The organism is Mycobacterium sp. DL, from assembly GCF_039729195.1.
Classification (GTDB): domain Bacteria; phylum Actinomycetota; class Actinomycetes; order Mycobacteriales; family Mycobacteriaceae; genus Mycobacterium; species Mycobacterium hippocampi_A.
Genome location: NZ_CP155796.1, coordinates 5528505 through 5543267, shown reverse-complemented (window position 1 = coordinate 5543267; position 14763 = coordinate 5528505). Strand labels below are relative to the sequence as shown.

General features: G+C 67.6%; 13 protein-coding genes. 7 read left to right on the top strand and 6 right to left on the bottom strand.

All coding sequences use genetic code 11. The features are described 5' to 3' along the window. The first annotated feature begins 16 nt into the window (after positions 1–16). The 5 genes from ABDC78_RS26550 (at position 17) to ABDC78_RS26530 (ending at position 5768) form a co-directional block, all read left to right on the top strand. Positions 17–1738 (top strand): AMP-binding protein, encoded by a 1722-nt coding sequence (locus ABDC78_RS26550; protein ID WP_178356992.1) that lies wholly within the window; start codon positions 17–19, stop codon positions 1736–1738. A gap of 79 nt (positions 1739–1817) precedes the next feature. After that, on the top strand, positions 1818–2441 hold the full coding sequence (locus ABDC78_RS26545) for a class I SAM-dependent methyltransferase (RefSeq protein ID WP_178356993.1): 624 nt from the start codon (positions 1818–1820) through the stop codon (positions 2439–2441). A gap of 6 nt (positions 2442–2447) precedes the next feature. Next, positions 2448–3200: an acyl-ACP thioesterase domain-containing protein gene (locus ABDC78_RS26540; RefSeq protein WP_178356994.1), complete on the top strand. Its 753-nt coding sequence runs from the start codon at positions 2448–2450 to the stop codon at positions 3198–3200. A 111-nt stretch (positions 3201–3311) separates the two neighbouring features. Further along, complete coding sequence (locus tag ABDC78_RS26535) at positions 3312–4754, top strand: histidine phosphatase family protein (RefSeq protein ID WP_218620212.1); 1443 nt, start codon at positions 3312–3314, stop codon at positions 4752–4754. Positions 4755–4853: 99 nt separating this feature from the next. After that, entirely contained in the window at positions 4854–5768 is a 915-nt protein-coding gene (locus ABDC78_RS26530) for an IclR family transcriptional regulator (RefSeq protein WP_347133235.1), read from the top strand. A gap of 5 nt (positions 5769–5773) precedes the next feature. Here the strand turns inward: ABDC78_RS26530 and ABDC78_RS26525 are convergent, their stop codons facing one another. Beyond that, positions 5774–6901: an acyl-CoA dehydrogenase family protein gene (locus tag ABDC78_RS26525; protein ID WP_178356995.1), complete on the bottom strand. Its 1128-nt coding sequence runs from the start codon at positions 6899–6901 to the stop codon at positions 5774–5776. A gap of 44 nt (positions 6902–6945) precedes the next feature. Between ABDC78_RS26525 and ABDC78_RS26520 the strand changes: the two genes are divergently transcribed. Continuing rightward, on the top strand, positions 6946–7926 hold the full coding sequence (locus tag ABDC78_RS26520; RefSeq protein ID WP_178356996.1) for a hypothetical protein: 981 nt from the start codon (positions 6946–6948) through the stop codon (positions 7924–7926). 4 nt (positions 7927–7930) lie between these two features. Next, on the top strand, positions 7931–8683 hold the full coding sequence (locus ABDC78_RS26515) for an enoyl-CoA hydratase (protein ID WP_178356997.1): 753 nt from the start codon (positions 7931–7933) through the stop codon (positions 8681–8683). A gap of 1 nt (position 8684) precedes the next feature. Here the strand turns inward: ABDC78_RS26515 and ABDC78_RS26510 are convergent, their stop codons facing one another. The 5 genes from ABDC78_RS26510 to ABDC78_RS26490 all read right to left on the bottom strand — a co-directional run bounded on the left by ABDC78_RS26510 (position 8685) and on the right by ABDC78_RS26490 (position 14731). Continuing rightward, positions 8685–9491 (bottom strand): CoA ester lyase, encoded by an 807-nt coding sequence (locus ABDC78_RS26510; protein ID WP_178356998.1) that lies wholly within the window; start codon positions 9489–9491, stop codon positions 8685–8687. Next, positions 9491–9982: a MaoC family dehydratase gene (locus ABDC78_RS26505; RefSeq protein WP_178356999.1), complete on the bottom strand. Its 492-nt coding sequence runs from the start codon at positions 9980–9982 to the stop codon at positions 9491–9493. Before ABDC78_RS26505 ends, ABDC78_RS26510 begins: the two co-directional genes overlap by 1 nt. Beyond that, positions 9979–11139, bottom strand: a complete 1161-nt coding sequence (locus ABDC78_RS26500) for an acyl-CoA dehydrogenase family protein (protein ID WP_178357000.1) — start codon at positions 11137–11139, stop codon at positions 9979–9981. The genes ABDC78_RS26505 and ABDC78_RS26500 overlap by 4 nt, the downstream gene beginning before the upstream one ends. Continuing rightward, entirely contained in the window at positions 11136–13118 is a 1983-nt protein-coding gene (locus ABDC78_RS26495) for an acetyl/propionyl/methylcrotonyl-CoA carboxylase subunit alpha (RefSeq protein ID WP_178357223.1), read from the bottom strand. The genes ABDC78_RS26500 and ABDC78_RS26495 overlap by 4 nt, the downstream gene beginning before the upstream one ends. A 62-nt stretch (positions 13119–13180) precedes the next feature. Beyond that, the gene (locus ABDC78_RS26490) at positions 13181–14731 is read right to left on the bottom strand and encodes a carboxyl transferase domain-containing protein (RefSeq protein ID WP_178357001.1); all 1551 of its coding nucleotides are present in this window, start codon (positions 14729–14731) and stop codon (positions 13181–13183) included. Between the last annotated feature and the right edge of the window lie 32 nt (positions 14732–14763).

Below are 14763 nucleotides of genomic sequence, written 5' to 3'. Positions count from 1 at the left end.
GGGTGGAGGTCTGCCGGTGATCAACTCAACGATCGGCGCCGTGCTACGCGAGCGTGCGAGTCTCCAGCCCACCCAGACGGCGTTCACCTTCTTTGACTACGAACAGGATTGGGAAGGTGTTGCCGAGAGACTGACGTGGGCGCAGCTGTACCGGCGCACGCTGAACCTCGCTCTGGAGCTCGAGATCCGCGGGTCGACCGGTGACCGAGCGGTCATCTTGGCGCCGCAGGGCCTCGATTACATCGTCGCATTCCTGGGAGCGCTGGAAGCGGGCCTGATCGCCGTTCCGCTGTCGGTTCCCGTCGTTGCCGTTCACGATGAGCGGGTCACGGCGGTGCTGCAGGACGCCTCCCCCGCCGTCATTCTCACGACGTCGGCCGTTGTCGACGGCGTCGCGCCCTACGTCCGACCCTCCGACGACGCTCCCGCTCCAGCGGTCGTCGAGGTCGACTCGCTCGACCTGGACTCCCGTCGAGGGCCCGTCGCCCGCCGAGGTGGCCGATCAGATATCGCCTATCTGCAGTACACGTCCGGCTCCACCCGCACACCGGCCGGCGTGGTGGTCTCGCACAGCAACCTGCTGACCAACTGGGAGCAGATGGTCGCGACCTACATCCGCGACTTCCAGATGCCCCAGACCACCGTGTCGTGGCTGCCGTTCTACCACGACATGGGATTGATGTGCGGTGTGTGCACAGGAATCCTCGGCGGCTGGCCATCGGTACTCACAAGCCCGATAGCTTTCCTGCAGCGACCCGCCCGGTGGATGCAGTTGATGGCGCACAATCCGCAGGTGCTGTCGGCGGCGCCGAACTTCGCGTTCACGCTGGCGGCCGCACGAACGTCCGACGAGGACATGGCCGGGCTCGACCTCGGGGACGTGGCGTTCATCAACTGTGGCGCCGAACGGGTGAACCCGAACACGATCTCGCACTTCACAAAGCGGTTCGCGCCCTACAACTTTCCGACGTCGGCGATACGACCCTCCTACGGACTTGCGGAGGCGACAGTCTTCGTCGCCGCAGACGGTCCCGGCAGGCCGGCAGATTTTGTCCATTTCGAACCCGAGAAACTGTCGGCGGGTCACGCGAAGCGCTGCACCACCGGGACACCGTTGGCGAGCTACGGCACACCACGGTGGCCCCTTGTGCGTGTCGTCGATCCGGACACCGCGACCGAGAAGCCGGCCGGACTGATCGGCGAGATCTGGGTGCATGGCGACAACGTCAGTTCCGGGTACTGGCACAGACCGGCCGAGACGAAGCAGACCTTCGATGCGACGATAGCCACCCCCTCCCCCGGCACACCGGAGGATCGCTGGCTGAGAACCGGCGACCTCGGTTTCATCTCGGAGGGCGAACTGTTCATCGTCGGCCGTATCAAGGATCTGTTGATCGTCCGCGGACGCAACCACTATCCCGACGACATCGAAGCAACCGTCACGGAGATATCAAGGGGCCGAGCAGCTGCCATCACGGTCGTGGACGAGAACACGGAAAAGCTCGTGGTGATCGTCGAGGTCAAGAAGCGGGGCCAGTCCGAAGATGAGGTCGCCGAGAACCTCCGTGCCGTCCGGGAACAGGCCACTGCGGCGATATCGAACTCGCACGGCGTGAGCGTGCACGACGTCGTGATCGTGGCCCAGGGCTCGATTCCCATCACCACAAGCGGCAAGGTCAGGCGGGCAGCCTGTGTCCACCGGTATGACAACGGCGCGTTTCAGCGCATCGACGTTTAGGTGACGTGCCCTCAGGCGCGTGGGCTGCACCGTCGGCCAGGCGCGTGGGCCGGTTCGTCGTTGCTGGCACAGTCGGGGTGTGGCCGACTACTGGAATCACAACACCGCCTATCATCCGTGGCTCTACTCGATCGCCGCCCGCCACCACGGGGATGTCCTCGATGTGGGATGCGGCGACGGCCTGCTGGTCCAACGTCTCGCTCGGGTATCGCGGTCGGTCACCGGTGTCGACCCGGATCCCGCTACGGCGGCACGGGCACGCGAGCGCCTCATCGACGTTGCCAATGCCTCCGTCGTGGAAGCCGGCTTCGACGGATACGAGTCCGGTGACGTCCGGTTCGACCTGATCACCTTCGTCGCCAGCGTGCACCACATGGATCTGCGGGCATCGCTGGCGAAAGCCCGCGGACTGTTGAGGCCTGCCGGCGAGATCGCCGTGGTGGGACTCAGCGCGAACAGGACAGTGCGCGATTGGCTTTGGTCGGCGACGTGCCTGCCCGCGGTGCGGATCGGTTCCTGGTTGCAACGCGAGACCCGGGATATCGGCGTACCGGTGACGCAACCGCACGAAAGCCTCGGCGAGATTCGCCGGGTCGTCGGCGACGTCCTACCCGGCGCCGACATCCGTCGCGGGCTCTACTACCGCTATCTGCTTCGATGGCGGAACTGCCAGGTGGCTGATCGCTCAGGGTCCGTAGGCTGAGCCGCGATGCCCACCAACGACGTCGACCACCGCCTCAGCGCCGCGCCTGATACCGGGTACGTCTACCGCACCTCCTGGCGGGTGGCGACCGGCGACCTCGACACGAACCTCCACCTGCGCCTCGACGGTGTGGCCCGGTACATCCAGGAGGTCGGCGCCGAGAACCTGGTCGACGCCGGCGAGGCAGAGGAACATCCGCACTGGCTCGTCCAGCGCACGGTCATCGATGTGGTCGAACCGATGGAGTTCCCCAACGACGTGTCGTTCAGTCGATGGTGCTCAGCACTGTCGTCGCGATGGTGCACGATGCGCGTCGACCTCGTCGGCAGTGACGGCGGCCGCATCGAGACCGAGGGCTTCTGGATCGCGATCAACGCGAAGACACTGACACCACAACGCGTCTCGGACACGCTGGTCGAACGTTTCGCCTCCACCACCGATGTCCACCGACTCAAGTGGCGTCCGTGGTTGGAGAACCCGGGCGAACTGGACGAGATGATGCCGTTCGCGCTGCGGCGCACCGACATCGACGTCTTCGAGCACGTCACCAACACCGCCTACTGGCATGCGATCCACGAGGTGATGGCCCTTTTCCCCGATGTCTGCACGCCGCCCTATCGGACGGTGATCGAGTATCGCCGGCCGATCAAGTACGGCGAGGACATCACCATCGGTTGGGCCCGACGCGGTGACGACGTGCAGATCGCGCTGTCGGTCGGCGACGACATCCGGGCGGCCGCCCTTCTGCGCAAGCTGTAGACCTGCCCCGGGGGTTGAACCCAGGTCTCGGTGAGTGAGACCGCTCCTTGTTCGGTGTTCACCTGCAGTTCACCGTGAGCTGTCCACACCAACGGCGGGAGGAACTCCTCAATGAACGATGCGGCTGAACCCGACACGGGAGAGCGCGATACCGGGCGGCCGCGGCGGCGCCGAAGCGCAGTCTGGCGCGTGCTCGGGGTCGCGATCACCGCGCTCGCGCTCCTGCTCGGGGCGGCCGTCCCGGCTGCCGCAGCCGAGCTGATGAGGGTGACGTTCGTGCGTCACGGCCAGTCCGCAGGCAACGCCTCCGGCCTGATCGACACGACGACACCCGGCCCGGTCATCACCGAGTTGGGCCAACAGCAGTCGCGGACCGTGGCAGGCACCCTCGGTGACAACAACTACGACTCCATCTACGCCTCGACGATGGTGCGCACCCAGCTGACCGCGGCCCCGATGTCGCAGTACCTGCGGCTGCCGATTCAGGTGCTGCCCGGCCTGCAGGAGATCGAGGCCGGTGTCTTCGAGGGGACTCCCGAGAGCCAGGCCGCCGACGGTTACGGTCTGTTCCCCCTGGCCTGGAGCATCCAGGGCAATCGTGATCTGCGGATCCCGGGATCGATCGACGGCAACGAGTTCGACGCCCGGATGGACGGCGCGCTGAAGACCATCTGGGACAAGGGAGACCGCAACAGCGTCATCTTCTCCCACGGCGGCGCCATCATGTTCTGGACGATGATGAACGCGGTGAACCTCACGGCGGCCCAGAAGATCGATCTGCTCAGGACCGCACCGCTGAGCAACACCAACTACGTGATCGTCGAGGGCAACCCCGAGGACGGCTGGACGTTGATGAACTGGAACGGCCGGCTGTTCAGCCCCGAACCCACGTTCGGCGCCGAGGTGCGACGCCAGCTGCGCACGTTGAACCGCCAACTCGCCACCAGCGTGGCGCAGTTCGTCGAATCGTTCGCCTCGCGGGATTTCGCGACGATCGCGACGGCGTTCAATCGCAGTGTGGCCGATGCCGTCTATTCGATCGCCAAGTACCACCGCGCCATCCACGCCAAGGTCATCCACGATCTCGACAAGATCTTCCGGCCGACGGCAGAGGCACCGACCGAGGTGTCCACAGTGGTCGCGGCCCCCGAGGCGGCGACCGACACCGCCACCACCGAGGCCACCACGACCGCCGTGTCGACCAGCGACGACACCGACACCACCGAGACGACCCGCACGATGTCGTCCAAGCGCGACGTGGCCGACGCCGAACCGACGGAGCAGTCGCTCACCGACGATGCGGCACCGACAGAGAAGCCGCTCGCCGACGACGAGTCACCGGTGGACACGACGGATCGTGACAGCGACGAGGACGCCCCGACCGATCTGGCCGACGAGGTGCGCGACGACGAGGAATCCAGCGACAACCGCGATGATTCCTCCGAGGAGAAGTCTGCCGACAGCGACACCGCCGACGACAAGTCGACGGACCGTTCCGACAGCGCCGACGCCGGAGGTGACAGCGACAGCGGTTCGGAGCGCGACGCCGCGTAACCGATGTGACGCGGCCTCAGCCGCCAGTCGGCCCCTTCGCCCATCGGCGGAGGGGCCGACTCGCGTGTCCGCCAATCCGTGACGTCGCAGACGTCACCCGTGAGATCGTTCCTGGGTTCCAGTGATGACCTCGACAAGCCGTATCCGGGAGTTTTCGTGCAGGAGTCCGCGGGCAGCAACACATCTGACGCGCCGACGTCGATGGTGGCCCGGGTCGCGCTGATCATCAATTCGTTCGACCGCGCGGGCAAGGTGCTGCGCCTCGATCAGGTGGTCACCCGCACCGGGCTGCCCCGGTCGTCGGCACATCGGATACTCACCCAGTTGCACACCTCGGGGCTGCTCACCCACCGGCCGGACGGGTACTCGCTTGCGGCATCGTCGCTGCCGGTGAACCACGCTGCGGACCACTCGACGCTGCGCGGCGTCGCCTCCCCGGTACTCAAACGCCTGCAGGCCGATACCGCTCTCGTGGTGCACCTCGGCGTGCTGGTGGGCACGGATGTCGTCTACCTGGACAAGGTCTCGGGAACCAGCGGGGTGGTGGTGCCGACCCGCGTCGCAAGCCGTACGCCGGCGCACGCCAGCGCGTTGGGCAAGGCCATGCTCTCGAGGCTTCCCGCCGAAGACGTGGACTCGCTTCTCGACGGCCCACTGCCCCGGTGCACACCCGCGACTATCACCGATCTGACCACCCTGCACCAGGAACTGGCCCAGATCAGGACCCGCCACGGACTCGCCTATGACGACCAGGAGCTCGCCGGCGGGTTGGCCAGTATCGCCGCCCCGATCCGGACACCGCAGGGTGACATCGCCGGCCTGTCCCTGACCGGTGCGACGCCCGCCCAGCGACTGAACCGGATGGCTCCGTTCCTCACCCGGGCCGCTCGGGGCATCACCGAACAGATCGGCACCACGTCGGCGGCCACACGCGATCAGGCTGACATCGCGAAGGTCACCGACGACATGTTGTCCCGGGTCCTTCGCACGCTGTCCTCCGACGACTGGGTGTGAACGCCTCACCAGATCAGATCGTCGACGTTGAGGCCCAGGGCGAATCGACCCGCCACGGACAGCACCTGCTCGACGTTGCTCGACACGTGCATCCGCGCGGTCTGCGCATCGCGCCACACGCGCTCGACCAAGCCCTGGTCGCCGGTGCGTCCGGGGTCGTGCACCACGGCACGGATGGCAGCCATCGCCCGCTCGGAAGCCATCACCTGATCGCGGCGGGTACGCAGCACCAGTTCGGCGTCCGGATATCCGCCCGCCCGAACACATTCCATGAGGTCGGCCACGTTGCGGAGAATCTGCAGCACCGACAGGTCGACATCGGCGACGGCCATCGCCGCCGAGTCCAGCGGACCCGATGCCGCGTCCGGGCGCTGATCTTCGAGCACCCGTCGGGCTGCGCCGAGAAGCGGCATGGTCCCGGCCAGCGTGAACACCGTCGGCTGCGGAAGCCGGTCCAGCGGCGTGGCGGAGACGGCCGGGTCGACGTGAAGCCAGCTGAACGTACGGTGATCGGGCACGAACACCCCGGAGACGACGACGTCGTCCGCACCGATCCCGCGCAACCCCAGCCCGTTCCACGTCGCCTCGACGACGTATTCGGCCCTGGGGACCAACACCGCCATGAAGTCCTGGGCGGCGCCGTCGGGGCCGACGCGCAGCGCGGCAGCACTCAGCCATGTCGCGTGGCGGGCTCCGGTACACCGGGTCCATCGACCGGACAGCATGAAACCGCCGTCAACGCGGTGCAACCGTCCGGTGGGGGCATACGACGAACACAGCAGCGTCCGCGGATCCGAGCCCCAGATCTCCTGCAGCACTCGCTCGTCGCGCACCGACAGTCCCCAGCTGTTCACCCCGAGCCAGGCAGCCAACCAACCTGTGGACATGCACGCCGCCGAAAGTTCGCGGGTTGCGGTCAGAAACACCCCGGGGTCGGCGTCGAGTCCGCCGAACGACGCAGGCTGCAGCAGCGAGAAGAAGCCGGCCTCACGCAGGAGAGTGATCATCTCGGGGTCCACCCCGCCGCGTCGGTCGACCTCCCCGGCAGCCGCGGTGATCGCGGGCAGCAATGACCGAACGGAGCTCAACACGGACTGCGATGACGGACTCGCCTTCACAGCCTCGTTCCCCATGCCACGATCATGGATACCATCTGCCGCCGTCCGGAAAGGTGTGTATGGCCCACCCCGACCTGCCACGCTCGCTGAATCCGGCCGTGCGCAGCATTCTCGACAGAGTGGCGGCCGAATCCGGGGTCGAGACCACCAACTCCGTTGCAGCACTGAGTCATTCATTGGAGGGCAGGTCCCTCAAACCCGTCCGGGACGGGGGATTCGGCGCAAGCCCGGAGCAGTTCGCCTCGGAGATCTACGACCTCGCGATCGCCGATGCGTCGCTGGCCTGGCTGGCCGCGACGTTCAATTCCGCAGCCTCCGACGTCGCCACCCTGCTGGGCAACGGATTGTGGGATGGCGATCCGGATGCGCTGATCACTACCGGTCACCGCGGCCACGGGGTCCTCGTCGACGGCCGACTGTCCGGGCGGTGGCGCTCCGTCGTCGGGGCCGGATACGCCGACTGGCTGCTCCTGTCGACAGACGACGGATCCGCATGTCACGTCCTGGTCCCCCGCGACAGCGCGCACCTCGAACCGGTCGGCGATCACCTCGGCCTCGCCGCGGCGGGCATCTGCGACGTGGCGGTCACAGAACTCCCGGTGGCCCCGCACCGGATCCTCCGCGGGGCGCACACCCACACCGCCGTGACCTCACGATGCGCTGCCGCCGCGGTCGTGGGGTCAGCCGATGGGCTGTGGCGGGCTCACGTCGAACACGCACGCGCACGACTGGCCACCTCCTACGGCGGTGAGGAGACGACCGACACGACAGCTGCCCAGCTTGCGTGGGCGGCGTCCGACATCGACGCCGCCAAGCTCCAGATCACCACGGCCGTTGCGGCGCCGGAGGGTCCCGAGGACGTGGCCTGGGCGTCGCAGCAGGCCGTCGCCCGAGCACGTTCGGCCGCCGACCGACTACTCGGCCACAGTCGGCATGCGCTGAGCGCCTCGGATCCGGTGACCCGTCGATGGCGGGATGTCCACGCCGGTTGTCGTCTGGCCGTTCCCCTGATCGACGCCACGGCGTCGCCGCTACGCTGACCGGGTGTCCGCACTGGTACTGACGCAGGTCGACGACCGCGTCGCGCTCATCACTGTCAACGACCCCGACCGACGCAACGCCGTGACGGCGGAGAGTTCCGCGGCACTGCGCGCCGCGGTCGAGGCCGCCGAGGCCGACTCGGGCATCCACGCGGTGATCGTCACCGGCGCGGGCAGGGCGTTCTGCGCCGGCGCCGACCTCACCGCTCTGGGCGAGGCGGCCGAGGAGGGCCTGCGGGTGATCTACGACGGCTTCCTCGCCGTCGCACAGTGCACGCTGCCCACGATCGCCGCGGTCAACGGCCCTGCCGTGGGCGCCGGTCTGAACCTGGCGCTGGCGACCGACGTGCGTATCGCCGGTCCGTCAGCGATGTTCGACCCGCGGTTCCAGAAACTCGGCATCCACCCCGGAGGCGGCGCGACGTGGATGCTGCAGCGGGCCATCGGTCCGCAGGCCGCACGGGCGGCACTGCTGTTCGGGATGCGTTTCGACGCCGACGCCGCCGTGCGCTACGGACTCGCGTTGGAAGTCGCCGACGATCCGGTGGCGGCCGCCCGCGCGCTGGCGGCCGGCCCGGCCGCGGCGCCCCGCGACGTGGTCCTCGCCACCAAGGCCTCGATGCGGGCCACCGCGAATCCCGGCACCGTCGACCTCGAACAGCACCGTCTGGCCGTCGACGTCGAGATCGGCCCCCAGGCGGTATCGATCGAGTCGCCCGAGTTCGCCGCCAGATTGGCTGCCGCCAAGCGCAAGTGAGCTACGGCGCCAGCGCGACGATGCGCTCGGCGCGCCGAAGCACCGGCATGTCGACCATCTGGCCCTCGAACTGGAACACCCCGCGCTCGCCGCTCGCCCTGGCGAGAACCTCACGCGCCCAGGCGATCTGGTCTTCAGTGGGGGCATACCCCGCACGGATCACGGCCACCTGCGTGGGATGGATCGCGACTTTGGCGTCGAAGCCGACCGCCACGGCGTCGTCGGTCTCCGCACGCAGACCGTCGAGATCCCTGATGTCGAGGTACACCGAGTCGAGCGCCAGCCGACCGTACGCCTTGGCGGCCAGCAGGCTCTGCGACCGCACGTGCCGGGCGACGTCGCGATAGCTGCCGTCGGGCCAGCGGTTCGAGGTACCGCCGGTGGCGGCGAACAGATCCTCGGCACCCCACATGACGGCGAAGGCGTTGTCCACCCGCGCGGTGTCGCTGACTGCCAGTGCCCCGAGCGGGGTCTCGACCAGGACGATCACGTCGAGCGGCGCCAGCGACGCCACCTGCTCGGCGGTCTCGGTCTTGGCCAGCATCACGGTGGTGTACTCGGTGGCCTCGAGTGCCTCGAGGTCGCGCGCGTGGTCCGGCGTGGCGACGGGATTGACCCGGACCACTGTTCGCGCGGGATCGAGCGGAGTGTCCAGCAGCGCCTTGCGCGCGGTCCCTCTGTCCTTGGCCGCAACACCGTCCTCGAGATCGAGGATGACGACGTCGGCTGCCTTGGCGGCTTTGTCGAACCGCTCAGGGCGGTCGGCGGGACAGAACAACCAGCCCGGACCGTTGGTGCCCAACGCCATCAGATCTCGCCCTCAGGTCGCTTGCGTACCATCGTCTTCCGGGACGCGGTAGCCACGACATCACCGTGCTGATTGCGGCCGGTGTGCGCGAAGGTCACGATGCCCTCCCCGGGCCGGCTCTTGGATTCACGCTTGTCGGTGATCTCGGTTTCGGCGTACAGCGTGTCGCCGTGGAACAGCGGCTTGGGGAAGGCCACGTCGCTGAATCCCAGATTGCCCACGATGGTTCCCTGCGTCAGCTGCGCCACCGACAGGCCGACCAGCGTCGAGAGCGTGAACATCGAATTGACCAGCCGCTGGTTGAACGGCGGCAGTGCATCGGCGAAAGCGGCGTCCAGATGCAGCGCCTGGGTGTTCATGGTCAGGGTGGTGAACAGCACGTTGTCGGCCTCGGTGATGGTCCGTCCGGGCCGGTGCTGGTAGAGCACACCGGTCTCGAACTCCTCGAACCACAGCCCCCGCTGGACGATGACCTTCGTGGTGCCGGTCACAGGCCCAGCTCTCTTCCGATCAGCATCAACTGGACTTCGGTTGTACCCTCGCCGATTTCGAGGATCTTGCTGTCGCGGTAGTGCCGGGCCACCGGATACTCGTTCATGAACCCGTAGCCGCCGAAGATCTGGGTGGCGTCGCGCGCGTTGTCCATCGCCGCCTCGCTGGCGACCAGCTTGGCGATCGCCGCCTGCTTCTTGAACGGCTTGCCCGACAGCATCAATGCGGCCGCGTCGTAGTACGCCGCGCGGGCGACGTGCGCCCGGGTCTCCATCCGGGCGATCTTGAACGCGATCGCCTGATTGGTCCCGATCTTGCGGCCGAAAGCCTCCCGCTCCTTGGCGTACTTGACGCTCTCGTCCACGCAACCCTGCGCCGCGCCGACCGACAGAGCGGCGATGGCGATCCGCCCTTCGTCGAGGATCCGCAGGAAGTTCGCGTAGCCGCGACCGCGCTCGCCGAGAAGGTTCTCCTGCGGCACCCGCACATCGTCGAAGCTCAGCGGGTGGGTGTCCGAGGCGTTCCAGCCGACCTTGTTGTACGCGGGTTCGGCCGTGAAACCCGCCGTCGGCACCGGCACCAAGATCGACGAGATCTCCTTGCGCCCATCGATTTCGCCGGTGACCGCGGTGACCGTGACCAGCTTGGTGATGTCGGTGCCGGAGTTGGTGATGAACTGCTTGCTGCCATTAATGATCCAGCTCGACCCGTCCATCCGGGCGGTCGTCTTGGTGGCTCCGGCATCACTGCCCCCACCGGCCTCGGTCAACCCGAACGCGCCGAGCGCCCTGCCGCTGGCCAACAGCGGCAACCATTCCTGCTTCTGCTCGTCGTTGCCGAAGCGGTACACCGGCATGGCGCCCAGCGACACCCCCGCCTCCAGTGTGATCGCGACGCTCTGGTCGACCTTGCCGAGTTCCTCCAGCGCCAGGCAGAGTGCGAAGTAGTCGCCGCCCATTCCGCCGTACTCCTCGGGGAACGGCAGGCCGAACAGCCCCATATCGGCCATTCCCGCCACCACTTCGTAGGGGAACGAGTGTTCTTCGTCGTGTTTGGCCGCCACCGGTGCGACGACACTCTGCGCGAAGTCCCGCACGGTTTTCGCCAGTTGCTCGTAGTGATCGGGCAGCGTCCCGGTCGCGAGAAAATCGGTCATGGTCGTGGCTCCTCGATCGCCGTTATCCGGGCCAGTACCTGACCCACCTTCACCTGGTCGCCCGCTCTGACGATCAGTTCCACCACACCGTCGACCGGTGCGGCCAGCGTGTGCTCCATCTTCATGGCTTCGACGGTGACCACCACCGTTCCGGCGTCGACGCGGTCGCCGTCCGAGACCCCGACGGCTACCACGGCCCCGGGCATGGGGCTGGTCAGTTCGGCGTCGCCGCTGTGTTCGTCGTCGGGACGCACGGGTGCTTCGCGCACCTCCTCGACCATCGCGACCCGGCCGGACTGTGCCAGCCACACCTGTCCACCCGAGGCTGCCACCAGGTATTCGGTACGTAACCCGTCGACGGTGACCGCCAACCGGTCGTCTTCCAGAGTCACTCGCAGCGTCCGGGTTTCGCCGTTCTCGACGGTGGCGGTCGCCTTCTCGGGCGAACCGCTCAGCCAGACGTGATCGGTCCGATCCCCTGCACGGAGCCGGAACGACGTCGGCGCCTGCCCGGCGATACGCCAACCCGACGGCACGTCCCACGGGCCGGCGGGTTCCGCCGGCCAGGACTGAAGCCATCGGTACGCCGCCGCGGCGATCAGCTCGTCATCACCGATCGGCAGCGGTGCAAAGTCCGGTGTCCGGCGATCGAGCAGCCCGGTGTCCAGGCGCCCGGCCGCGACGTCGGGATCGGCCAGCAGGAATCGCAGGAACTCGATGTTGGTGGTGAGCCCGAGGACCGCGGTGTCTGCCAGTGCTGCATCGAGTTCGCGTAACGCAGTAGGCCGGTCACCGGCGTGCGCGATCACCTTGGCGAGCATCGGGTCGTAGTCACTGCCCACCACGGTGCCGCGGGTCAGCCCGGAATCGATCCGGATCCCCGGCCGGCACGGCTCCCGCAGTGCGATGACATCACCGCCGGTCGGCAGGAACCCGGTGGCGGGATCCTCGGCGTACACCCGGGCCTCGATGGCGTGGCCGTCCATGCGGACGTCGTCCTGGGCGAACGGCAGCTTCTCCCCCGCCGCGATCCGCACCTGCAGTTCCACCAGGTCCAGGCCGGTGACCATCTCGGTCACCGGGTGTTCCACCTGCAGACGGGTGTTCATCTCCATGAAGAAGAACTCGTCGGGGCGGTCGGCGGAGACGATGAACTCGACGGTGCCGGCGCCGGTGTAGTCGACGCTGCGCGCGGTGTCACACGCGGCGGCACCGATACGGGCCCGGGTGGCGGCGTCGAGCAGCGGTGAGGGCGCCTCCTCGATCACCTTCTGGTGACGGCGCTGCAGGCTGCACTCGCGTTCGCCGAGGTGCACCACGGTGCCGTGGGTGTCGGCGAGCACCTGAACCTCGATGTGGCGGGGGTTCAGCACAAACCGCTCGAGGAACAGCGTGTCGTCGCCGAACGCCGATGCCGCCTCACGTCGCGCCGAGACCAGGGCCGCTGGAAGCTCGTCGGCGTCGTGCACCACCCGCATGCCCTTGCCGCCGCCACCGGCCGACGGTTTGACCAACACCGGGTACCCGACATCGGCCGCGCCGGCGAGCAGATCGTCGTCGGTCAGACCCGGACGCGAGATACCCGGGACGACGGGCACCCCGAACGCCGCCACCGCCGCCTTGGCCGAGATCTTGTCGCCCATGGTCTGGATCGCCGCTACCGGAGGCCCGATGAACACGACACCCTCCCTGTCCAGGGCTTCGGCGAATTGTGCGTTCTCCGAGAGGAATCCGTAGCCGGGGTGCACGGCCTGCGCTCCGGTACGACCGATCGCCGTCAGCAGTGCGTCGATCGACAGATAGCTCTGACGGGCCGGCGCCGGACCGATCCGGACGGCGATATCGGCTTCTGCCACGTGCCGCGCCCCGGCATCAGCGTCGCTGAACACCGCGACCGAGCGGATCCCCATCGCCCGCAACGAGCGGATGACACGCACCGCGATCTCCCCGCGGTTGGCTACCAGCACGGTGTCGAACATCCCGTCGCCCGCAACGTCGAACATCCCGTCGCTTCGCTCGCCCCGAACGTCGAAAACCATCATCACATCCTGAAGACGCCGTAGGACACGGGTTCGAGCGGCGCCTGCCCGACCACCGAGAGTGCCAACCCGACAACCGTTCTGGTGTCCGCAGGGTCGATGACCCCGTCGTCCCAGAGTCGCGCCGTCGAGTAGTAGGGATTGCCCTGATCCTCGTACTGCGAGCGAATCGGCGCTTTGAACGCCTCTTCCTCCTCTGCGGTCATCTCGCCGCGGACGGTGGCCAGCACCGAGGCGGCCTGCTCACCGCCCATCACCGAGATCCGCGCGTTGGGCCACATCCACAGGAAGCGCGGCGAGTAGGCCCGTCCGCACATCGAGTAGTTGCCTGCGCCGTAGGAGCCACCGATGACCACGGTCAGCTTCGGAACGCGGGCGCAGGCCACCGCGGTGACCATCTTGGCTCCGTGTTTGGCGATGCCGCCCGCCTCGTAGTCCCGCCCGACCATGAAGCCGGAGATGTTCTGCAGGAACAGCAGTGGGATGACTCGCTTGTCGCACAGCTCGATGAAGTGGGCGCCCTTGACCGCCGACTCGCCGAACAGCACGCCGTTGTTGGCGATGATGCCGACCGGGTGGCCGTGGATGCGTGCGAACCCCGTCACGAGTGTGGTGCCGTAGTCGGCTTTGAACTCGGCGAACTCGCCACCGTCGACGATGCGGCTGATCACCTCGTGCACGTCATAGGCGACCTTGGAGTCCACCGGCACGACGTCGTAGAGCTCGTCCTGGTCGGCGATCGGGTCGACCGTCGGTGTCACGTCCCACGGGGGCGGCGTCCGCGGCGCCAACGTCCCCACGATCCTGCGCACGATCTGCAAGGCGTCACGATCGTCGTGGGCGAGATGATCGGTGACCCCGGAGACTTTGGAATGCAGGTCGCCTCCACCGAGTTCCTCTGCAGTGACCACCTCGCCGGTGGCGGCTTTCACCAGCGGTGGCCCGCCGAGGAAGATGGTGCCCTGGTTGCGCACGATGATGGCCTCGTCGCTCATCGCCGGGACATAGGCCCCGCCCGCGGTGCACGAGCCGAGCACGGCCGCGATCTGGGCAATTCCCTTGGCGCTCATGGTCGCCTGGTTGTAGAAGATGCGACCGAAGTGCTCCCGGTCGGGGAAGACCTCGTCTTGGCGGGGCAGAAACGCGCCGCCGGAGTCCACGAGATAGAGGCAGGGCAGCTGATTCTGTGCCGCGATCTCCTGTGCCCGCAGGTGCTTCTTGACGGTGATCGGATAGTACGTTCCGCCTTTGACGGTCGCATCGTTGGCCACGATCATGCATTCGCGCCCCGATACCCGACCGATGCCCGCGATCATCCCGGCGCCCGGGCACTCGTCGTCGTACATGCCGTCGGCGGCCAGCGCAGCCAACTCCAGGAAGGGGCTGCCGGGGTCGAGCAAGCCGTTGACCCTATCGCGGGGCAGCAGCTTGCCTCTGCTCACATGGCGTTCGCGGGAGCGTTCGGAACCACCGAGAGCCGCGGTGGCGAGCTTGGTGCGCAGTTGTTCGACCAGCGCGACATGATCGTCACGGTGTGATGCCCGCGCTGCCATCGCAGAATCCGCCTCACGCTCGATTTGAGTTA